Source organism: Paraburkholderia sp. RL17-347-BIC-D, from assembly GCF_046027915.1.
GTDB lineage: Bacteria > Pseudomonadota > Gammaproteobacteria > Burkholderiales > Burkholderiaceae > Paraburkholderia.
In genome coordinates, this window is the sequence record NZ_JARESS010000063.1 from 12,467 (window position 1) to 33,292 (window position 20,826).

Consider the following 20,826-nt stretch of genomic DNA (forward strand, 5'->3'; position numbering starts at 1 on the left):
CGACGAACCAAGGCGCCTGCTCTCTCAGGCACTTTGCTTTTCAGCGCCAGGTCGCGGAACGCCTCATTTGCGCTAGACTGGCTTAAGCAACCGGAGGGAGACCTGGATGATACGCAAGACGCTCAATGCCTCGCAGCTTCAGCAGGAGGTCAACCGACGAATCCATCGACTGCAGGAAATCGTCGAGGATGGCGTGAAGATTCGTGTGCCGCGGCCGCAGATGCAGGAGCCTGACAAGACAGGCTGCAACTGGAACATGACCCACTTCGGCAACGCGGTCGGCTTCGAGCGCGACATCGAGGGCGTGCTCAAGGCTGTGCGTGCGGAATACAACCTTAGTACCGAAGTGAAAGACACCGGCAACCCGTTTGGGGACTAACTGGCTGTTGAAATACCATTTCATCAATGCATGCTATCCGGAAACCACAACCCGGACTGCTCTTAGAACTTTTGCTATCAGACGCTGCGACCGACGTCGAGGTCGTTACGCGAGAACTCGGCCTGATAAACGAGATGTTCCAACGGCTTCGACGTGCACTCGCCAGGGTCGCTTGCGCGCAATCGCTTTTGGCATCAATGAGGGATGGGGACCGCGGAGATGAGCGACGACGAGACGGCGGAGTGCGCCGGGGCGGGAAGCGACAGATGTGGATGTGACAGTTGGCGATACGGGTCGCTGTGGAAATGGCTGGCAAGGGCGTGGCCGGACGAGTATCCGGCTGGGGCGGTGAGGGGTTCCCTAAAATTTTAGAAACGTAACCTTCGAAGGACTCCCTCAGTTGAAAGAATGTTACTCCGGAGCATTGACGGGAAGCTTGTTGCTGAACCTTTCCATCCCGTGCCATTCAAGCATTCCTGCTTGCCATTGCGTCCTCGTTTGTCTGCGAGAAGAGCGGCGCTGCCATCACCCGACGGGCGGAGTCCACGAACGGACCCACCTCGTACCGGCGTGACGGCGGGAAGAGCCCCTACTTGCTAAGGAGACTCTTTTTCAGGGTTCCAGAGAACCTCCTTACACCCAATCAAACTCCTAATCCTTGCGCGCTGATATTTGGCGTTCTATGGTCGGCGAATGCTGATAGTTCCACCGCATAAAACGCAGGAGAATGACGCAGTGCAACAAACACTGGGCACACACGCCCATTGCCTTGCCGGCTCCGGGGCGACTTACCTTTCCGAGACTGGCTGCAAGGACCATCGCTAACGTGCCGCTATCGGAACTGCAATGCAATATTTGTTCTCAACATCTTCAGTCGCGGCTCCTGAACGTTTCGACTACTGGCGGGACGTGGTTTGCAGTCACTGCATTCCCGCGACGAGCGACTCGCAATTTAGAGCTCAATTCGACGCTGAGATTATCGGCCGCTCACTCGGCGCCCTGGATGTGGCAAAGATGACCGGCCCGGAACACGAATGGGTTCGGGATTTCACTAATATCCGGTCCGGTCCTGAAAACAATCTCTGGCTTTCCTTTCTCGAGAATGGCATCGGCTACCTGGAGCAAAACGGCCGACGGGTTGTCCAAAACGCGGGTGACGTGCTGCTGTACGATGCAGCGCGCCCATTCAGTTACACCATTTCGCCAGAGTCCTTCTTCATCGTCAGAATCCCGCGCGATTTGCTCCTTCGTCGCACCGCGAGCGCCGAGCACGTAGTCGCCACCTCGTTAGGACCTGGCACGGGATTCAGAGCCGTACTCGGCGCGATGATTAAGGAGGCGTGCGAATCGCGGGAACTCAGCCAGTCGACGCATGCTGGGTCGCGGATTGCTGGCGCAATACTGGACCTCGTAAGTGCAATCATCGACATCCACTCCGGGGAAGCGCCTGTCACGTCCTCGCAAGCCGCCTTGTATCGAAAAGCGCTCGCGTTCATTGAAGACAACATCGAGTACGCAGGCCTCGACGTCAATTACATTGCTTCGTCAATGCACGTTTCAACGCGAACATTGGCGCGTGCATTCGCGGGACAGGCTACGACTCCCATGAAGTCCATCTGGCAAAAGCGGCTCGCGGCGAGCTACTGTGCACTTCGGGAAGGCTCGGTCAAAAATGTTACGGACGCCGCGATGACGTTTGGCTTTTGTGACGTATCCCACTTCAGCCGCTCGTTCAAAAAGAGCTACGGCGTTACGCCTCAGAGCGTATTGCTTCGGAACAGGGAGCCGGTTGACTGTTCCGAAGGCTGAATAGCGTGTGCGGACACCACGTACAGCAACGCCGCATCTCGTTGATGACGCGGCGTTTTCTTTTCAATAAGAAGCCAGGTTGGGGCTCTTCGTATGAAAGTCAGTTGCGGACTGGAACGCATGACCCACAGAGAACAGTTTCGACTCTGAGAAGGGCGCACCAATAATCTGCATGCCGACCGGCAGTCCGCTGGAATCGAATCCACATGGCACGTTGAGAGAGGGAAGGCCCGTCAGGCTCGGTACTCCCGTGAACTGCATGATTGCCGAGAGCATATCCTCTTCCACCCCGTTCTCAATCACGACGGTTGTCGCGCCCAAGGCTGTGGCGGTAAAAGGCAACGTTGGACACACGAAGACGTCGACCTCCTTGAATGCCTCGATGAATTCCGCGCGCAGCACCGACCTGTAGCGCTGTGCCTGAAGATAGTGCGTGGCTAGAAGCATCTCCCCGACCTCTAACAACGTCCGTACGTCATCGCCGTAGTCGCCCGGCCTTTCACGTAACGATTTCTGGTGATAGGTGCTCGGCTCGGCAGATTCGATGGTGAGCTGCGCGGAGATATTGCCTTCGATGTGATTGATGTCGACTTCGACGAGCTGGGCCCCTAGACCTTCGAACGTCCGCAGCGCCTGTTCTACGGCCCGCTTCACGTCGGCCTGAAGGTGAGAGAAGAAGTAGCGAGGCACCACGCCGATTCGCAGCCCCCTGACACCCGAATTCAGTCGGGAAAGATAGTCATCCACAGGGACCGGCGCGGTGGCCGGGTCGGTTGGGTCGGGGCCCGCAATCGCGTTGAACATCAACGCACAATCCTCGACGGTTCGAGTCATTGGCCCCGCGGTGTCCATGGACCATGCGAGAGGGACAATCCCGGAGTTGCTGACTCTTCCGTAGGTGGGTCGCAGGCCGACCACCCCGTTAATCGCTGACGGTAGTCGGATGGAACCGCCCGTGTCTGTGCCCAGTGCGCCAAAGCACAGGCCTGCGGCCACGGCAGCGCCTGAACCACCGCTCGACCCGGCGGGAAATTTGCTGGTATCCCAAGGATTGCGGACGTGACCGTAGTGGGGATTTGCGGAAGTGCCACCCCAAGCGAATTCGTGCATGTTCGTTTTTCCAACGAACACCGACCCAGCCTGTTTAAGCTTCGCTATTACCGTCGCGTCTTTGTCGGGATACCAATTTCCTAACACCTTGCTGCCGGCGGTAGTCCTCTGCCCCTGGATGCCTACGTTGTCCTTGATTCCCAACGGGATGCCATGGAGCGGTCCGAGGTCATAGCCAGCGGACAACAACAGTTCGGCAGCGGTCGCCGCCTTTTTCGCCGTTTCTTCGGTGACGGAAATGAATGCACGCAAGGTGCTGTTATGTCGCTCGATTTCTTGAAGCGATGCGTTCAACAGGTCTGTCGGGCTGACTTCGCCGCTTCGAACAAGCTTAGCGGCGGTTGCAATCGATAACCTGGCGAGTTCACTGCTCATGCGACACCTCACCATGAACCACCGTCTGGAGGAAGCCCGTGATTGGTGACACCTGCGCGAACTCAAGCGCACTCAACTTCGCCGACAAGGCATTTGCGTCCTTCAACCACACCTCGAGAACCTGTCTAATTGCTGCTACGCGACCGTCTTCGAGTGGCAGATTTGAGTGTTCAGCTGTGGTCCTGACCAGCTGCTCCACACTCGAGTTGGGCATCATATTTCTCCTTCGTTGACGACGTCCTGAGCGTACCTTGCCGAATTGCCAATAGCTTGTGCGAGCGCGCCATCGTGATGGAACAGCAAAGTCACGGCATTGCGCCGGCTGCCAACAGGTGAGGTCTTTTGTGGGGAGCATGGGCAGAAAGAACCCCCGCGATTATCAGCATCGATGCCTGACCCGTTCCTGCAGCGCCGGTGTCAGTGCGGATTGAACGAGGCAGCTCCCGAGCGCCTCTTTGAGTTCCGGCGCGCGCGAGCGACGCCCGATGAAGACCATGCGGGAGACGCGCTCCTGCTGATTCCAAGGCTGCCCCGCATCTGGGCGCACCACCATATGAACGCCTTGAAGCACGACTTTTCTCTCAAAGCTAGCATATGAAAGCGCAGTGGTAACGCATCACGTCGGCGCGGTGCGTCTGAAATTGGTGCCGTTCCAGGCCGGATTCTGCTTTCAAGGGTGTGAACAAGGACGTCCCACGCCTCCGGGTCAATGGTGCTTTCTCCGTAAGAATTTCTTCGGTGGACCCGCAATGCGGCATCGGACCCTTGTCCGGGAATCTTCGATTTTCGCGTTCATGCCAGTCCTTACAGGTGAGTCCATGTAACCCTGGTATTCGCCGCCGTCAGGCCGGTTTGACTGCGGGACGCCTGGTCATTGTCTTAAACGGACAGCCACCTGCCGCGTGACGTGAAGTGTGGGAACGCCAGTCATCGGGTCCGTTCGATTCATCAGCAATCACCCTGATATGGCGTACCGGGACTATCCGGTTGTCCGTGGTATGCAAGCGAGCCCAGGTGCCGGCCTGTTACTGTCACAAACACCACATCCTTCCGCAGTGGACCCGTGCAGACCATCTTCAAAACAAGCAGAGAACGGGCTGTCGCGTTGCTGCTGCCGTAAGGCAACGTGGCATATGCCACGGCGCGCCTCACAACGTACGGGCATCCATTGCTGCAACAATGTAACTCGTGTCGCCCGGCTTGCCTCGTCGATTTCGGGACGCACTCGGCTTCGAACAGCCCTTTACTCTCGCGGAGATTCTATGAATCGAGCATTTCGCTGGCTTGCTTTATGTTGCCTGGCATTCTCAACGCAGTACCCCGCGATAGCCGCGGACAAGGAGCCGATTGTTGTCGGCAGCGTGCTTGATGAGACTGGTGCGCTCAACGTGTACGGTAAGGCGATGGCAGATGCTACGAAGCTTGCCGTCAAGTCCATCAATGACGCCGGGGGGGTGCTGGGACGTCCGCTCAAGCTCGTTACCTACGATGCCCAGTCAGATAACGCGAAGTACACAAGCTATGCGAACCAGCTCGCGCTCCGAGACCATGCATCCGTCATCATGGGCGGCATCACCAGTGCTTCGCGCGAGGCCGTCCGCCCCGTAGCGGACCGCAACAAGACACTGTATTTCTACAACGAGCAGTATGAAGGAGGCGTTTGCGACAAAAACGTCTTCCTCACCGGCATTGTTCCCTCTCAACAAATCCCGCCGCTTGTCGACTGGGCGACTAAGAACGGAAAGAAGAAGTTTTACGTTCTGGCAGCCGACTACAACTACGGCCATATCTCGACGGACTGGGTGAAGCAGTATGTGACAAAAGCTGGCGGTAGTGTCGTCGGCGCCGAATTCATTCCGCTTGATGTCAGCGAGTTCGGCTCGGTCATCTCGAAACTGCAGGAGGCGAAACCTGACGTGGTGCTCTCTCTTCTGGTTGGTGGCAACCACATCGCTTTTTATCGACAGTTTGCGTCCGCAGGCCTGTCGAGCCGTATGCAGATTGTCTCCGCGACGTTCGGACTGGGAAACGAACAGGTGGTCCTGGGTCCCAAGGAAGCGAGCGGCATCGTCGTCGCCTTTCCCTACTTTCAAGAGGGCTCTTCTGAAGGCAGCAGGAAGTTCCGCGAGGCGTGGGCGAAGGCTTACGGAGCCAACTACCCCTACATCACAGACAGCGCTGTAGCCGTCTGGAACGGTTGGCACCTGTGGGCCTTGGCTGTCGAGAAGGCAGGCAGCACAGACCGCGAGAAGGTCATTAAGGCGCTTGAAAGTGGTGTCAGCTTCGACGGTCCTTCAGGCAAGGTCACAGTAGACGGTCCGACACACCATGTGGTTCAGAACGTCCACATTGCGCGCGCTGACGATAAGCATGGGTTCACGGTTATTGGCGAGGAGAAATCTGTTCCGCCGAGCTATGAACGAACCGTGTGCGACCTTGTTGCACGACCCAATACCGCAAAGCAGTTCACGCCTTCGGCTAAAGCCAACTAGACGACGTACTGTAACGGACGAATAGACATGGAAGCCTCAAGCCTAGGTTGGTTCATCAATATGGCTGTGTCCGTCGGACTCAGCATCGCAATTCTCGTGTTGGTCTCGCTCGGGCTATCAGTGCTCTTCGGCATGATGGGGATTATCAACCTGGCCCATGGAGAGTTTCTGATGTTTGGCGCGTTCGGAACGCTTGCCGGTGTCAGGGGTGGCCTTCCTCTGCCCGTTGCAATGTTGGTTTCGACGCTCGCCGTTGCGGCCTTCGGCTGGGTAGTCGAACGGGCATTGATTCGATTCCTGTATGGCCGCCTGATGGACAGCATGCTGGCGACGTGGGGACTCAGTCTCATCATGTCGCAAGGCGCAGTCTTCGTATTTGGCGCCACGACGCAAGGAATTGCCACTCCGGGTGGAAGCATCCACCTCGGCGAGTACTCCGTCTCCGCCTATTCCGTCATTCTTATTCTGGCCGCGCTCGCACTCCTCGCATTCGTCTATGCGGTGTTCACGCGTACGAAGTACGGCGTCATGGCACGGGCTGCAGTTCAGAGACCCCAGATGGCGTCGGCCGTCGGCATCGACCCGCGACGCATCAACTCTTTAACGTTCATGTTCGGTGCAGCGCTTGCGGGCGCGGCTGGCGCATTGCTTGCCCCGATGGTAGGCGTGATGCCAACGATGGGAGAGGCATATATCGCTCGTGCGTTCATGACGGTGGTTGTGGGTGGCTCCGGCGTGCTGACCGGCGCCGCCGCGGCTTCTGCGCTGCTTGGCGGAGTCGAGAACGTGGTGTCATACCTGTTTACCCCGTTCCTCGGACAAGCGGCTCTGCTGGTCCTGGCCATTTGCCTTGTACGCGTGCTGCCGACTGGTATCTCGGGTCGTCTGCGGCGCAAACTCTGAATGAGACGCTGACCATGATTCCATCAAACCGTGCCTTGAAATTGCGCCTCATCGGTTGCGCAGTCGTCGCGCTGCTCGCTCTCGCGCTTGGATTTGCGATGCCGGAATTCGCGACCTTACAAGCGACGAACTGGGCACTATTCGGGCTGCTTGCAGCCAGCCTTACGCTGGTCTGGGGGCATGGTGGCATATTCAGCTTCGGACAAGGCGCCTTCTTCGGAATCGGCGCCTATGCGTACAGCGTCGCAGCCATCAACATCTTGCCCGCTACCAATGAGACTGTATCTTCGGTCGTCGTTGCAGCACTCGCGACTGCGGCGCTGGCGGCCTTGGTTGGATACTTCATCTTCTATGGCAACGTCGGCGACGTCTACGTCGGAATCATCACGCTCGCGATGACCCTCGTGCTTTTCACCGTTCTGTCGAGCACGGCTGACCCCAAATACCATATTGGAGAGGCTCAACTCGGCGGCTACAACGGAATCTCGGGCGTCCCACCCATCACCTTGCCCCTCGGGGAATCCGGGAGCGCCCTGACAGTCGTTCAGTCGTACTCCACCGTGATTCTGGTTTGCGCATTGATTGTTGCAGGCCTGTACGTTCTCCTTCATTGCCCGTTTGGCCGTGTTCTTACCGCTCTCACGCAGAACGAGTTGCGCACTCAACTTCTGGCCTTCGATGTCCGGCTCCGTAAGCTTGTAGTGTTCACGATTGGCGGAGCGATTGCCGGTATCGCGGGTGCCTTCTACGCCGCATGGGCTATGTTCATAAGCCCGGTGGTCTTCGGACTGGCATTGGCAGCGCAGGTGGTGATTTGGGTCCTGGTTGGCGGTCGGGTGTCATTCGCTGGAGCCTTCATTGGAACCTTGCTCGTACAGTCGCTGTCCTTCGCGCTGGGCGGTGGTGCTGGAGACGCAACACCCATCGTCCTTGGCGTCGTGCTCATCGCGGTCGTTCTTTTCTTGCCGTCTGGAATCGTTCCGGCCTCAGCCAAACTCCTGGTCGCAAAACGGAAATCGGGTTCGGCTGGCGCAGCGGCCGCCAATGTTCCACTGCCTGAGGAACAGGGATTTGCAGAGCTGCCTTTTCGCAGCGAGTCCAGCGGCGCCGCACTCAGCGCCACTGGACTGGAAAAGCGCTTTGGCGGCGTTCGAGCTGTGCAGAAGGCAACAGTCAACTTCGGTCAGAAGGGCGTTCATTGTCTAATTGGCCCGAACGGCGCGGGCAAGAGCACGTTCTTCAACCTTCTTGTCGGCCGCTTTCCTCCGAATCGCGGCGCCATCGAACTTGACGGTCGACCGATTACCCATATGAAGTCACACGACCGGGTGAGGAACGGGCTAGGAATCAAGCTGCAGGTGGCCAGCATCTTCACTGAACTGTCGGTACGCGAGAACCTTTGGCTAGCCGCGTATGGGCGTCGACGAGACAAGGCAGCGGCCGACCTTCGCTCCGCGGAAATGTTGGGCTGGCTGGCACTCGCGCACCGGGCGGATGACATTGCGGGGTCGCTGTCCCATGGGCAGAAGCAGTGGCTGGAGATTGGCATGGTCATCGCTGCTGAACCCTCGGTGGTACTGCTCGATGAGCCAACAGCTGGAATGACCAGGGAGGAGACTGCCCGCATGGCTGCGATGGTGCGCCTGCTCGGACAGAGTGTGTCGGTCATCGTCGTCGAGCATGACATGGAATTTGTGCGGGCGCTGGACGTTCCCGTCACCGTCTTCCACCAGGGAAACGTCTTCGCATCCGGGTCGCTTGAAGAACTGCGACGCGACGAGCGGATTCTCGACATCTATCTGGGGCGACAAGGACATGGGCATGTCGCTTGAACTGAAGAACCTTCGCGCCGGCTACGGTCAAACGCCTGTGTTGCACGGTCTCGACCTGGAGCTGGAGCAGGGGCAGATGATTTCCATCCTTGGGCGAAACGGAGTCGGAAAAACGACGCTTTTGCGTGCCATCGTTGGAGCCATCCCGGTGCAGCAAGGCGAGATTCACTTCGATGGCTCGTCGATACGAGACATGCCAATGCACAAGCGTGCCCACCGGGGAATTGCATACGTTCCCCAGGGCCGCGACATCTTTCCATCCTTGTCGGTGCTCGACAACCTGAAAGCGGCGGCGTTCGGCACGAAGCGCAGCGACTGGCGCGAAGCGGTTGACGGGCTGCTTTCCGAATTTCCGATGCTTCGCGAAAAAGCCGACGAGCGCGGGGATTCGCTAAGTGGCGGCCAGCAACAGATTCTGGCTCTGGCACGGGCACTCATCACACGCCCAACGTTGTTGCTTCTCGACGAGCCATCCGAAGGGATACAACCCTCAATCGTTGACCAGATAGCTGCGACTGTCCGGAAAATCAATGAACGTGAGGGCATCGCGGTCATTGTGGTCGAACAGAATCTGGAGTTTGTTGCCCGCATGGGCGCGCATTGCCGACTGGTTGACAAAGGTCGTGTTGTCTTCGAATGTGAGCCGGAACAGATAATCAACGATGCCGACCTACAGCGGCAGTACCTGGGAGTTTGACCATGTATGCTACGCGGAGACACCAGCTACGAATCTGAAGTTAAAGAATTTCGCTGGAACATTCCCGAAAAGTACAACATTGGGGTGGCTGTGTGCAATAAGTGGGCGGCGCTCGACCCGGAGCAGCTGGCGCTGATTCACGAGCACGGCAACGGGCACATCACTCGCGTCTCCTTCGGCGAACTCCGGCGGAGAAGCAATCAGACAGCGAACTGCCTGCGAAAGCGCGGTGTCACGCAAGGAAGTCGCGTTTTCCGTTCCGCTCTTCGCATTGTTTGGAGAGGAAGCGTTGGAGTACCGCCTGCGCGATAGCGGAGCCAGCGTGCTCGTCACCGATACCGGGGGAGCAAGAAAAATTGCCGCCCCCAGGCAGAAGTTGCCAGCACTCGTGGCCGTCTTGGTTCATGCCAGATGCTTGATCGCGTTAAGGACCGCCGAAAGGTTCAGCCCATCAATCCGTTTGCGACGCAATCAACTTGACGTCACGGAACGGCTCTCGTTGCATGTGGGCAGGCATAGAAACAAAAAAGCCCCTCAGACTTCCATCGCGAGGGGCTTCCTCTCCGGCGGTCCGGTTTAGACCGCGGCGTCCTTCAGCTTCTTCAGCGGGCGAACTTTCAGACGCACTGGAGCCAAGGCTGTCGGCAAAGGGGGCACTGCCGCGGTCAAGTATCGGGACCCGAAGAGTGGCGCGACGTGGACCGGACATGGCCGGGCACCCCAGTGGATTGCAAGCGCAAAAAATCGCGATAAATTCCTTGTTGATGGAGGTAAGGCGATGCCGGCACCTGTGAGCAAAGCGAAGGCTGCTGGCAATTACGTCCGCGGTCCGCAGCCTGCGCTTTATCGTGACCCAAAGAGTGGCGCGACTTGGAGCGGGCGTGGGCGGGCGCCGGCGTGGCTTGCTGGTGCCAAAGAACGTTCGAGGTTTTTGATTGATGGCGTTAGCGGAGTTGCGGATTCTGCCGCTGCGAGCAAGCCGAAAGCCGTCGCGAAGAAGCCCGCAACAACGACTGCGGTAGCGAAGAAGGCACCGGTGAAGAAACTGGTTGGCGCCAAAAAGGCGGTTACGAAATTGCCTGTCGCAACCGCGCCAGAACCTATGACTGCTCAAGCGACCGCGTAAGCCAGGACACAGAGCTCGCTTTTCGTTGCGTCGGGATGCGCGATTGATGGGGTCTACCGCGAACGGGCCCGCAGCGCGTCCAGACGCGCGGCGCATTTTGCGTTCGAACCACCGCGCTTGCAGGCCTGTGCGGCCTTTGAGCTGTCAGGAACGACGTCGCCGGGAGCACTTCTGTCCCAGTACCCCTCCCAGCACAAACCAAGGTTGTACGCGGCTGAGCGATGTCCAAGCTCCAAGGCCGTGGCATACATGTCCTTGGCCATCTCAAGGTCGGCGTCCATGCCACGACCAAGCCGCGCACTGTCCGCAATAGCCGCTGCTGCCATGCTGCGCAGCGGCTCGCTCGCGGTATCGTCCTTCAGCACGTCGCCCAGAATGACGTGTCCGCCCTCGTAATCCGGAGGCCCACCTGTCTCCGTGACAAGAGACAGTGCAAGCGCGACCCGGAGGGAGGGATGCCGGCCAGGGCCAACCCGTTCAAGCAGTCGCCGGCCGAGATACGGCGCGCCCAGCAACGGACTGAACCGACGGGCCGCTCGGCGAGAATTGAAATTGCCCAGAAGAGGGCTAGTCGGCTCATCTCGCGGGCACCTTGAAGCGCTATGCGATCCGCTGCATGAAGCCTGGTAGATCGGGTTCAGGCAACACGGCGAGCACCTTCAGACGTTGCAGCGTGCGCTTCTGTCCTGCTTGCAGATGAATGCGCAACGCGTCCGCCGCTGCATTCGCATCGCCGTCCAGCAAGTACCTTAGCACGGTGCGATGTTCAATCAACGTCGCCGTATCGGGATGCAGATCGAACGCGTTATAGAACGCGTAATTTACGGTCAGCGGCATATGCGCGTGCCCGATTGTCTCAAGCAGCTTCTTGTTCGGCGCACAACGCAGGCAGTCGACATGCAGGCTGTTTTCAAGCCGCTGCAATGCCTCCGAATCTACGCGCTCCGGGTTAGCAATGGCGCGCTCCACTTCCCGAAGCGATGCGTTCAAGGTGTCGCGCGACAGCAGCGGCGCGCTTGCTGCCAACGCTGCCGGTTCCAGCAGCGAGCGCAATTCATAATCGTGTCGCACGGCGCGCGCGGTCAGCGGTCCGCACATCCAGTGCGAGTAAGCCGATTTCTCGACCAGGCCGAGATCGCGCAAACGACTCAGCGCTTCGCGAACCGCGCCGCGACTCACGCCGAAAGTCTCAGCGGCCTCGGATTCGTCGATACGAAAATGGCCGAACGCAATGCCGATCGACACCGTGGCTTCGAGGTCGTGATAAATGCGTTCGCTGATGGAGGGTAGGGCGAGTGGCGCAGGCGCTTCGTCGAAGCCGAGCGCCGCTTCAGAGAGCGGCACGCGCAGGGGCTGTGGATCGGGGCCGTCTGGCCCATCGGGTCCGACCACCAGATAGCCGCGCCCCTCGAACGTGCGCAACAGTCCACCTTCGTGCAGCAACTCGAACGCCTTTCTGACCGGCACTCGACTCGTGCCAAAGATCCGCGCAACCGGCCCTTCAAGCAGTACGAGTCCGGCCGCGATCCGCCCACGCAAAATCGCGTTCTTCAACTGATCGTGAATCAGCCGATAACGCAGGCGCGTCTCACTTTCGACGGCGATAATCTCGCTATTGGATTCAACGGTCTCGCGGGTCGCCGTTTCGTTCGCGGAAGCATTCGGCCCCGCGGTTAGCCCTGCGCGTCGTGTCATCGTTTGATAGAGTACGTCGTCACGCGCGCCTGAATTCGGCCCAGCGGCGCACCAGATAATTATGCTCGTCCATCACCGAGTCCCATACTGCGATGCGGCCCATGCGCGCCACGTAGCTGCCGCCGTCGCGGCGCTGACCGGCGGCCACCAGATGCTCGCCGATGGGGCCCGGCAACGCGTGCGCCGCAGCCTTGCCATCGTACCAGTAAGCCCACTCGGCGTCGCTCATGTAGTCACGCGAACGTTCGTGGTTGGCGATGTAGAAGCCTTGCCGCGCCATCGTCGCACCGGCCCAGCCATCGAGCCACCAGTTCAGATAGGCGTAGGCGGCGTCGAGCACGCGGCCGTTGGTCGCGCGTGATAGAGACAGGCCTCCGAACCAGGCGCGATAGCCTTCGCGCGGACTCGCGAGCCTGAACTTTAACCCGGCCTTTTCCAGTTCGACGGTAGCGGGCGACCAGATGCTCTGGATCGCCACCTTGTTGGAGATCATCAGTTGTGCGGCTTCGGCGAAGCTTGACCAGAAGCCCGCGAAATGGCCGCGTCGTTTGTAGTCGATCAGGGTGGCGATCAACGCATCGATTTCTTCGATGCTCAGGTTGCCGATGTCCGCGAACTGCATCAGCCCGCTTGCTTCGACGGCGAGCGCGGCGTCGATGGCGCCGATCGCGGCGTCGGCCTGTAATGCGACGCGTCCGGCGAGTTCGGGCGCGAGCAGCCACGACCAGCTTTCGCCGCGCTCGATCAGCGCGGCGGGCAGCGTATCGTCGAGATAGACGAAGCTGTCCGCGTTATGCGTGAGCGGCAGCATGCTGATGCGCTCACTGGGCTGGCGGCCGAGCGAGTTGTCCGGCTGCACATAAAGGCGGTCCGCCGGCACCGAGCCCGCGCCGGTGCACACGCGTTTGCCGAGCCGTCCGGCGCGCGGCAGCGAGTTGATCTCGCCCCAGCGCGTGATGCGCGTGAGGTCGATGGGTTGCAGCGCGTGCGCGGGCCACAGGCAGTCGATGCTGTGAAACCACTGGTCGTACAGATCATAGCTTTGCGGATGCATCACGCCGTTACGTTGCACGGCCGAGCCATCTTCGACGATGAAACGCAGCTTGATGCCGAGGTCCTGTTCCGCCTGCTTGCGGATATGGTCCTGCAAGGTCACCGACGTGCCGAGCACGCGCAGTTCGATCTTTCCGCGATGGATAGCGGGTGCTTCGGGCGAGGTGCGCACGGGTTGGGTTGAACAGGTTCTTAAAACGTGAAGGTGGAGCGCGCAGCATCAGGCCGCTTGTGCGAGCACGGCGCGAAAGCGCTGGTATGAGTTTTCGATTGCATGAGCGTCGATGCCTTCAGTGATGAATACGAGCCGCGAGGCGCGTGGTCCTTGCGGTTCGTCGGGCCACACGTCGAGATGCAGAACGGGATGAACCAGATGCTGTACCGCGTGCAATACGGCCGGTCTGTCCGAGCCTTCGAGCGAGAGCAGGCCTTTCACGCGCAAAATCTTATCACCGTGGCGGTTCAGCAGCAGGGTGAACCAGAGGGTGAAGACCTGCCAGTCGATGGGGATGTCGATGGTGAGGCAGGTGGAGGTGATGGCGTTGCTCAGGGTTTGAGGTTGCGTGTGCGGTTGCGGCTGCGTTTCCGCGCGATGGGAAAGACGTGTGCCGCCACCTTCACCAAGATGCAGCGTACCCGCCCCGATCCTATTCATGCTCTGAACGGCATCGGGTACAAAACGCGCTGGTATGAACAGCAAATCTCTTAACGCATCCGCAGACGACGCGCGCGTAACGATTTCCGCCAATGGATTCAACGCAGCCAACGCAATGCGCAATGCGTCGACCTGCTGCGCGCCCACCAGATCGGCCTTGCTGATCACGATACGATCCGTTGCACTAATTTGCGCGAGCCACTCGGGATAGCGCTCGCGTTGCAGCTCGGCATTCACCGCATCGACGACGGTAACGGTCACGTTCAATGCATAGTGACTGCGTATCACCGGATCGGCGAGCAGCGTCGCGATAATCGGCGCGGGCGTCGCGAGACCGGTGGTTTCGATCGCCACACGCGAAAATGCGGGCACGTCCCCCCGCGCGCGCTTCGAAAACAGTGCGGCCAGCGCGTCCTTCAGTTCGCTGCGTATCGAGCAGCACACGCAGCCGTTCTCGAGCAGCACGGTTTGCGCATCCACCTCGCCCATCAGCAGGTGATCCAGTCCGATCTCGCCGAATTCGTTGACGAGCACGGCGGTGTCGCGCGCGGCTTCGCCGGTGAGCACGTCGGCGAGCAAGGTGGATTTGCCGCTGCCCAGAAAGCCGGTCACGAGCGTGACCGGAATAATGTCGTAGGCGAGGCTCACGCGGGCTCCTGATCCAAAGTAGCGGCGATCTTTGTTTCAGCGAACAGGGTCAGCGGATCGAGCGGACGGCCGAGCATACGCTCTGCCGCTTTCCATACCTGCGCGAAATCACCGACCAATTCGCTCGCGCCGGTCGGTGACGACAGCACGAACGATTGCCCGTGAAAGTCGTCGAGACGCAGCCGCAGCGGCACCAGAATCCGATTGGCCAACGAGGCCTGCAACAGTCGCTGACGTCGAGCATCGGGACGGCCGCCAGTACCCGAGCCCGCAGTTGAAGAGGCGGGCGCCGTCGTATTCGACCAGTGATTGCCGCCGCCGAGCAAGCCACACATTCCGCACATGGTGCTTCTCCAGGAGTTGTTCACGAATGCCGCTCAGGGCATCACATCGCCGGAATTCGGGCCTAGCGTCTGGCCGACGAACAGATTCCCGCCAGGGTCCGAAGCAAGCAGCACAGCAGCAGGAGCAACTTCTGAGGCGCGGCCAAAACGCCGCAACGGCAACTCCGCCGACTTCGCCGTTTTCCACGCGGTGCTGATCCCATCGACCAGCGCGGTGTCGATCGGACCCGGCGCGATGGCGTTGACCAGCACGTTGTCGGGCGCGACTTCGAGCGCGAGCGATTTGGTGAAGCCGATCACGCCCGCCTTCGCCGCGGAGTAGTGGGATAACTCCGCGCCACCTTTGATCCCGAGTTGCGACGCGACGTTGATTATGCGGCCCCAGCGTTGCGCGATCATCGAGGGTAACGCGCGACGCGTACACAAAAACACGCTGCGCAGATCGACGCGCATCATCTCGTCCCACATGTCCGTGGTGAGATCGACGCAACGCGCCTGCGTCAGCATGCCCGCGTTGTTGACCAGAATATCGATGCCGCCGAGCGCCTCGATGCAGGTATCGACGATACGATTCGCGTCCGCTTCGACGCCGACATCGGCTTGCACGGTATGCACCGTTGCGCCCAGCTTGCGGCAGGCGTCGGCCTGCTGTTCGAGACGTGTAACGTCGCGGTCCGCCAGCACGAGCCGCGCGCCCGTCGCCGCATACGCCTGTGCAATCGCCGCGCCAATGCCACTCGCCGCGCCCGTGACGACGGCACGGCGGCCGTCGAGTGAAAATGTGTCGCTCATGGTTCGACTCTTCTTGACTCGATGTGCGACTCAACCGGGCCAGCGGACCGTCAAGCCACCGTCCGCGATGATCGCCTGGCCGGTGATATATGACGCGTCCTCGCTGGTCAGAAAACGGATTAGCGTGGCGATTTCCGAAGGGCGTCCGACCCGTTGCAACGGAATGCCGCGCGCCGCTTCGAGCAGGCCTTCCGGGCCGAGCGAGTTGACCGCGTCGAGCGATTGCGGCGTTTCGATCAGCCCGGGAATCACTGCGTTGCAGCGAATCTTTCGTGGCGCCAGTTCCATCGCGACCGCGCGACACAACCCAGGCACGCCCGCTTTCGCTGCGGAGTAGTGCGTATGATTTTCCCAGCCATACACGCCGCCCGCAATCGACGACACCGCGACCATCGCGCCACCTTCCGACATACGCCGGCTGGCGGCGCGGAAGGTGCGCATCACGCCGGACAGATCGACATCGATCATCTCGAACCATTGCTCGTCGCGCATCTGGGTGAGCGGCGCGGCGCGCAGCAGGCCAGCATTGGCGATGGCGAAGTCGATCCGTCCGAAGCGTTCCAGTGCGACGGCAGCGAACGCGTCGACCTGGGCGGCGGATCTCACGTCGACGGGATGCATCACGCACTGGCCGCCGGCTTCGGAAACAAGACATTCGGTGTCGCGTGGGTCGTGCGGATCGCCCGAAAAGTAGCCGCCGACCACCGCGACGCCGATTTGCGCATACGCAAGCGCGAGCGCCTGGCCGATGCCGCTCGCCGCGCCGGTGATCAGCGCGACTTTAGTGCGTTGTGATTCGCTCATGACTTGTCTGCTCGATAAGGGCGATAAATTAATGAATACGTTCCGGGTTGACGTGTTTCGCGAAGAAGATCAACAGGCCGGACAGGAAGCAGGGCAGCGCACCGAACCACAGCGCCGCATGCAACCAGTCCACGCCGTGATTCAGCATCGAGGTCACACCGACACCCGCGAGTATGGCGCCGACCGGACCCATCGCATGGACGATCGAGCTACCTGTACCGCGAATCGCAGTGGGATAGCTTTCGCCGATAAAGAACAGCGCCGCCGAATACGGCCCGATCAGAAAGAACAGACCCAGGCTGTACAGCGCGACCACCACCGCATAGCTGCTCGGTCCCATCAACATCCCGGCGAATGCGAGGCCACCGCACATCCAGCCGATAGCGAGCGTGTTGCGTCGGCCTATCTTGTCGCCGATCCAGCCATGGCTCAGATAGCCGCAATAGCCGATCACGTTCGAGAGGACGAGAATCAGCAGCGAGTTTTCGAACGACACGTTATGCACGCGCGTCAGCACGGTAGTGCCGAGCACGCTGAATACCTGAATCGCCGACCAGTTCAGCAGAATGCCGCCGCCAAGCACTAGCGTCGCGCGCAGCGCGTCGCCGCGAAACGCTTCGCGCAGGCCCGCGCGGCTGTGTTGTTCGTAGTCGACCCGATGTTCGCTGGCGAGCGCGCGCGCGTCCTTGTCCTGACCTTCTTCGCGCAGTTGCTTGATGCGTTTGTGCAGGAGGAATTGCGGGCTTTCCTTCAAGCGTCGCGTCATGAAGAAGATGACGATAGCTGGGAACGTCGCGAAGATAAAGCAGCCTTGCCAGCCGATGCGCGGCAGCAGCAGCGCGGTCAGACCCGAGGCGATCAGCGCGCCGATCGGCCACCCGCCCTGCACGAGACTGTAGATAAAGCCTTTGTTGCGGTTCAGGCGCGGGTCGTCGGCGGCCGAGTACAGTTCGTTCAGATAGGTCGCGTTGACGGTTTCCTCGGCGTAACCGAGGCCCGACAGCGAACGGATCAGCACCAGCGGCCACTGGCCCATCGCACCGCCGAGAACAGTGAGACCCGAGCACAGCGCCGCGCCCGCGACGGTCCACAACAACGCGGCCTTTCGTCCCACGCGGTCGAGCAGGGGGCCAATGCCGAACGCGATGATCGCCGTGCCGATCGCCACGAAGGTCGCGATCTCGGCCTGGGTCGCTGCGTCCCAGTTGTAGTGCTTGCCGATTTCCGGCAGCAGCGTGCCGAACAGAATGAAGTCGTACACCGCGAACACCCACGCGAAAAACGCGACCACGGTGGCGCGCTTCACGTCGACCGGGAGGATCTTTTCGAGCCTGAAGCCGGCGCGGGTCAAGGCACTTTCTTTCATCTCAATGCTCCGATAAGGACGCTACACATAGCGCTTTGAATCGCGCCGGGTTCAGGTTGGTTTGACGCGTGGCTGGCGGCGCAGGAAGTCGTCGGCGATTTCATCGCAGGTGCAAAAGCGAACTCCGTCGTGCAACTTGAAATGCGCGATCAGACGTTCGAGCATCAGCAGCACTTGCGGACGGCCGGATACGTCGGGATGGATCGTGATCGGGAACACCGCGTAGTCGTGCTCGCGATACAGCCAGTCGAACTGGTCGCGCCACATCGTTTCGATTTCGCGCGGATTCACGAAACCGTGGCTGTTCGGCGCTTTCTTGATGAACATCATCGGCGGCAGATCGTCGAGATACCAGTTGGCCGGAATTTCGACGAGATCGGTTTCCGCGCCCCGTACCAGCGGCTTCATCCACGTATCGGGGTGCTTGCTGTAATCGATCCTGGTCCAGCTATCGCCGACCCGGACGTAGTACGGATGGAAGTCGTTGTGCATCAGACTGTGATCGTACTTGATGCCCTTTTTCACGAGCAGTTCGTTCGACACGTTGCTGAATTCCCACCACGGCGCGACATAGCCGGTCGGGCGGCGGCCCGACAGTTGCGTGACGAGTTCGATGCTGCGGTCGAGCACGGCTTCTTCCTGCTCGGGCGTCATTGCGATCGGGTTTTCGTGGCTATAGCCGTGAATGCCGATTTCGTGGCCCGCGTCCGCGACCGCTTTCATCTGCTCGGGAAAGGTCTCGATTGAATGACCCGGAATGAACCAGGTTGTCTTGAGTTTTTCGCGTTCGAACAGCCTGAGGAGACGCATCGAGCCGACCTCGCCCGCGAACAGGCCCCGCGAGATGTCGTCCGGCGAGTCTTCGCCGCCATACGAACCGAGCCAGCCGGCCACCGCGTCGACGTCGATACCGAAGGTGATCAGGATTTCCTTGGCCATCTGTACTTCCTCCTTGTTTCAGATTTCAGAACTGCAGTTTGCGTGGTGTTGCACCGACAGCGCGATGCGCAGCAACGCGTCGTCGTCGTTTTGCGCGCGCATCAGTTGCACGCTGGTGGGCAGGCCGTCGGCGTCGGTGCCGGAGGGCAGCGCGACGGTGGGCGTGTCGAGAAAACTGCCGGGCATGGTCATCGACAGGGTTTGCAGATTGACGCGCGCGAACAGTTCGGGATCGGCTTCGAGCGGTGCGCGCAACGGAGCGACGTGCGGCACGGTGGGAGCGATAAGGGTGATGTCGGCGAGTTCGTCGCGAAACGACGCGATCATCGCGAGACGTTGCTCGCGCAGGAAAGCGCGGCGCTCGGCGGGCACGACTCGGCTCGCTTCGAGACGCGTGCGCACGCGTTGATCGATGCATTCGGCGTCAGGCCAATCGAGCAACGCGCGATGCACATTGAAGGCTTCGAGACCGCCGAGCCAACCGTACATGCGGATCAGTTCGTGCAACTGGTCGAGCGTTGCGAGGCGGCGCGCGTCGACTTGCGCGCCCGCGTCGCGCAGACGTTCGACGACCGCGTCGCGCAGACGTTCGACGACCGCGTGGAGTTGCCCGAGCACCGATGGGCTGACCGCGTGTCGTTCGCTGAACGTAGGGTCGATCACGAAGCGCTGGCCTTTGAGCGACGCCGGCATAATCGGCGCGGGCGAGGTGATGCCGCGTACGGCCGAGTCAAACGCGATGCTGTCGGCGACGGTGCGGGCGAGCGGCCCTGTTGTGTCGAGCGTGCGGGGCAGTGCGAAGGTGCGTCTTTCGGATAGCGCGCGGTGCTCGCGCGATAGCCGACGATGCCGTTGAAGGCGGCGGATACGCGCACCGAGCCGCCGGTGTCGGTGCCGATGGCAAGCGGCACAACCCCGGCCGCGACCGCAACCGCCGCGCCTGACGACGAGCCGCCCGGCGCGCGCGAGCCGCTGTCGAGCGCGCGGTTCACCGGCGTGCCGAAGTGCGGGTTGAGGCCGAGGCCGGAAAAGGCGAACTCGGGGAGGTTGGTTTTGCCGATGCAGATAATGCCGGCGCGGGTGGCGTGGGCGACGAGCCGAGCGTCGGTGTGCGTGGCGACGTGCTTCGCGTTGACCGCCGACGCGGCCGTGATGACGGTGCCCGCGATATCGAACAGGTCTTTCCATGCGACCGGCACGCCGTCCAGCGGACTCAAAGGCGCGCCGCTTTTCCAGCGCGCGGCCGATTGCGCGGCTTCAGCGTGTGCGCGTTCCGGGGTCAGGACGATGAACGCTTCCGGGACGCTGGTGGCGCGTTCAAGCGCGCACTCCGTCACGCTGACGGGGTGGGCGCAGCCGAGGGCGTAGTCGTTCGACAGGCTGAGGGCGGTCGGAAAGTCTGCTGGCATGTGCCGGGTGTCCGTTTCGCGAGCGATTTAAATGTATGTCGTCAACAAGATACGTTTATATTGAATGAATTCAAATTAATGAACGATATGGGGGATTACCCTTATTTGCGCATCCGGGTGAAAGCCGGTGGGGGCGTTTGAGGTTTTGTACTTTGTGGAACCGCCGCGGATGTTTTGGCACATCGCATGCTGCGTCTTTGCGTGGCTCATGCAGGCAGTGGCCCGTCATGCCGCGGAAAACAAAAGCCCCACAAATGCGGTTTCGCGCAATATCAACATCAAGACGCGACAGGGCAAACTGAGGTCGGTCGGAAATGGTCGACGCCAACGCGTTAAGCAGCGAACTGCTTCAGACTGAATCGCACCGGGTTTTCCGGAGGCTCCAACGTTTGAGAGAA

Annotated in this window: 18 protein-coding genes and 2 pseudogenes; 8 read left to right on the plus strand and 12 right to left on the minus strand. The window is 60.4% G+C overall.

Features of this window, described 5'->3' with window-relative positions:
* Nucleotides 1–106 precede the first annotated feature (106 nt).
* Entirely contained in the window at nt 107–379 is a 273-nt protein-coding gene (locus P0D96_RS41700; RefSeq protein ID WP_132382040.1) for a hypothetical protein, read from the plus strand.
* 846 nt (nt 380–1,225) lie between these two features.
* A complete protein-coding gene (locus P0D96_RS41705; protein WP_408319692.1) occupies nt 1,226–2,188 on the plus strand; it encodes an AraC-like ligand-binding domain-containing protein in 963 nt (320 codons plus the stop codon).
* Between the two features lie 63 nt (nt 2,189–2,251).
* Here P0D96_RS41705 and P0D96_RS41710 read toward each other — a convergent pair whose 3' ends face one another.
* Nucleotides 2,252–3,673 (minus strand): amidase, encoded by a 1,422-nt coding sequence (locus P0D96_RS41710; RefSeq protein ID WP_408181613.1) that lies wholly within the window; start codon nt 3,671–3,673, stop codon nt 2,252–2,254.
* A 379-nt stretch (nt 3,674–4,052) separates the two neighbouring features.
* Complete coding sequence (locus P0D96_RS41715) at nt 4,053–4,244, minus strand: GTP-binding protein (RefSeq protein WP_408181611.1); 192 nt, start codon at nt 4,242–4,244, stop codon at nt 4,053–4,055.
* 691 nt (nt 4,245–4,935) lie between these two features.
* Here P0D96_RS41715 and P0D96_RS41720 point away from each other — a divergent pair.
* The 6 genes and pseudogenes from P0D96_RS41720 to P0D96_RS41745 all read left to right on the plus strand — a co-directional run bounded on the left by P0D96_RS41720 (nt 4,936) and on the right by P0D96_RS41745 (nt 10,723).
* Nucleotides 4,936–6,165, plus strand: coding sequence for an urea ABC transporter substrate-binding protein (locus tag P0D96_RS41720; protein ID WP_408287938.1), 1,230 nt, complete (start codon nt 4,936–4,938; stop codon nt 6,163–6,165).
* Between the two features lie 27 nt (nt 6,166–6,192).
* Nucleotides 6,193–7,068, plus strand: a complete 876-nt coding sequence (locus tag P0D96_RS41725) for an ABC transporter permease subunit (RefSeq protein WP_408181608.1) — start codon at nt 6,193–6,195, stop codon at nt 7,066–7,068.
* Between the two features lie 14 nt (nt 7,069–7,082).
* Nucleotides 7,083–8,900 (plus strand): ATP-binding cassette domain-containing protein, encoded by a 1,818-nt coding sequence (locus P0D96_RS41730; RefSeq protein WP_408319693.1) that lies wholly within the window; start codon nt 7,083–7,085, stop codon nt 8,898–8,900.
* The gene (locus P0D96_RS41735; protein WP_408319695.1) at nt 8,890–9,597 is read left to right on the plus strand and encodes an ABC transporter ATP-binding protein; all 708 of its coding nucleotides are present in this window, start codon (nt 8,890–8,892) and stop codon (nt 9,595–9,597) included. Before P0D96_RS41730 ends, P0D96_RS41735 begins: the two co-directional genes overlap by 11 nt.
* 673 nt (nt 9,598–10,270) lie before the next feature.
* Nucleotides 10,271–10,348: pseudogene (locus P0D96_RS41740) on the plus strand (H-NS family nucleoid-associated regulatory protein); the annotation flags it as partial.
* Entirely contained in the window at nt 10,325–10,723 is a 399-nt protein-coding gene (locus P0D96_RS41745) for an H-NS family nucleoid-associated regulatory protein (RefSeq protein WP_494478618.1), read from the plus strand. The pseudogene P0D96_RS41740 and the gene P0D96_RS41745, both read left to right, overlap by 24 nt.
* Before the next feature lie 53 nt (nt 10,724–10,776).
* Here P0D96_RS41745 and P0D96_RS41750 read toward each other — a convergent pair whose 3' ends face one another.
* The 10 genes and pseudogenes from P0D96_RS41750 to P0D96_RS41795 form a co-directional block, all read right to left on the minus strand.
* Nucleotides 10,777–11,088: a hypothetical protein gene (locus tag P0D96_RS41750; RefSeq protein WP_408181602.1), complete on the minus strand. Its 312-nt coding sequence runs from the start codon at nt 11,086–11,088 to the stop codon at nt 10,777–10,779.
* A 235-nt stretch (nt 11,089–11,323) separates the two neighbouring features.
* The gene (locus tag P0D96_RS41755; protein WP_408181600.1) at nt 11,324–12,418 is read right to left on the minus strand and encodes a GntR family transcriptional regulator; all 1,095 of its coding nucleotides are present in this window, start codon (nt 12,416–12,418) and stop codon (nt 11,324–11,326) included.
* Between the two features lie 19 nt (nt 12,419–12,437).
* Nucleotides 12,438–13,643, minus strand: a complete 1,206-nt coding sequence (locus P0D96_RS41760) for an ABC transporter substrate-binding protein (RefSeq protein WP_408181598.1) — start codon at nt 13,641–13,643, stop codon at nt 12,438–12,440.
* A 48-nt stretch (nt 13,644–13,691) separates the two neighbouring features.
* Nucleotides 13,692–14,774: a CobW family GTP-binding protein gene (locus tag P0D96_RS41765; protein ID WP_408319698.1), complete on the minus strand. Its 1,083-nt coding sequence runs from the start codon at nt 14,772–14,774 to the stop codon at nt 13,692–13,694.
* The gene (locus P0D96_RS41770) at nt 14,771–15,118 is read right to left on the minus strand and encodes a hypothetical protein (RefSeq protein ID WP_408319700.1); all 348 of its coding nucleotides are present in this window, start codon (nt 15,116–15,118) and stop codon (nt 14,771–14,773) included. The genes P0D96_RS41765 and P0D96_RS41770 overlap by 4 nt, the downstream gene beginning before the upstream one ends.
* 33 nt (nt 15,119–15,151) lie before the next feature.
* Nucleotides 15,152–15,910 carry an SDR family NAD(P)-dependent oxidoreductase gene (locus P0D96_RS41775; protein WP_408319702.1) on the minus strand — a complete coding sequence of 253 codons (759 nt, stop codon included), beginning with the start codon at nt 15,908–15,910 and terminating at the stop codon, nt 15,152–15,154.
* A gap of 30 nt (nt 15,911–15,940) precedes the next feature.
* On the minus strand, nt 15,941–16,714 hold the full coding sequence (locus P0D96_RS41780; protein ID WP_408319704.1) for an SDR family NAD(P)-dependent oxidoreductase: 774 nt from the start codon (nt 16,712–16,714) through the stop codon (nt 15,941–15,943).
* 28 nt (nt 16,715–16,742) lie between these two features.
* Nucleotides 16,743–18,080 carry an MFS transporter gene (locus tag P0D96_RS41785; protein WP_408181591.1) on the minus strand — a complete coding sequence of 446 codons (1,338 nt, stop codon included), beginning with the start codon at nt 18,078–18,080 and terminating at the stop codon, nt 16,743–16,745.
* Nucleotides 18,081–18,131: 51 nt separating this feature from the next.
* On the minus strand, nt 18,132–19,019 hold the full coding sequence (locus P0D96_RS41790; RefSeq protein WP_408319706.1) for a polysaccharide deacetylase family protein: 888 nt from the start codon (nt 19,017–19,019) through the stop codon (nt 18,132–18,134).
* Nucleotides 19,020–19,037: 18 nt separating this feature from the next.
* Nucleotides 19,038–20,428 (minus strand): annotated as a pseudogene (locus P0D96_RS41795) (amidase family protein).
* Between the last annotated feature and the right edge of the window lie 398 nt (nt 20,429–20,826).

Bases quoted from the DNA above. Each gene is read 5' to 3' on its own strand.
- P0D96_RS41700 (WP_132382040.1), top strand. From the start codon at position 107: ATGATACGCAAGACGCTCAATGCCTCGCAGCTTCAGCAGGAGGTCAAC.
- P0D96_RS41705 (WP_408319692.1), top strand. From the start codon at position 1,226: ATGCAATATTTGTTCTCAACATCTTCAGTCGCGGCTCCTGAACGTTTC.
- P0D96_RS41710 (WP_408181613.1), bottom strand. From the start codon at position 3,673: ATGAGCAGTGAACTCGCCAGGTTATCGATTGCAACCGCCGCTAAGCTT.
- P0D96_RS41720 (WP_408287938.1), top strand. From the start codon at position 4,936: ATGAATCGAGCATTTCGCTGGCTTGCTTTATGTTGCCTGGCATTCTCA.
- P0D96_RS41725 (WP_408181608.1), top strand. From the start codon at position 6,193: ATGGAAGCCTCAAGCCTAGGTTGGTTCATCAATATGGCTGTGTCCGTC.
- P0D96_RS41730 (WP_408319693.1), top strand. From the start codon at position 7,083: ATGATTCCATCAAACCGTGCCTTGAAATTGCGCCTCATCGGTTGCGCA.
- P0D96_RS41735 (WP_408319695.1), top strand. From the start codon at position 8,890: ATGTCGCTTGAACTGAAGAACCTTCGCGCCGGCTACGGTCAAACGCCT.
- P0D96_RS41755 (WP_408181600.1), bottom strand. From the start codon at position 12,418: ATGACACGACGCGCAGGGCTAACCGCGGGGCCGAATGCTTCCGCGAAC.
- P0D96_RS41770 (WP_408319700.1), bottom strand. From the start codon at position 15,118: ATGTGCGGAATGTGTGGCTTGCTCGGCGGCGGCAATCACTGGTCGAAT.
- P0D96_RS41775 (WP_408319702.1), bottom strand. From the start codon at position 15,910: ATGAGCGACACATTTTCACTCGACGGCCGCCGTGCCGTCGTCACGGGC.
- P0D96_RS41780 (WP_408319704.1), bottom strand. From the start codon at position 16,714: ATGAGCGAATCACAACGCACTAAAGTCGCGCTGATCACCGGCGCGGCG.
- P0D96_RS41785 (WP_408181591.1), bottom strand. From the start codon at position 18,080: ATGAAAGAAAGTGCCTTGACCCGCGCCGGCTTCAGGCTCGAAAAGATC.
- P0D96_RS41790 (WP_408319706.1), bottom strand. From the start codon at position 19,019: ATGGCCAAGGAAATCCTGATCACCTTCGGTATCGACGTCGACGCGGTG.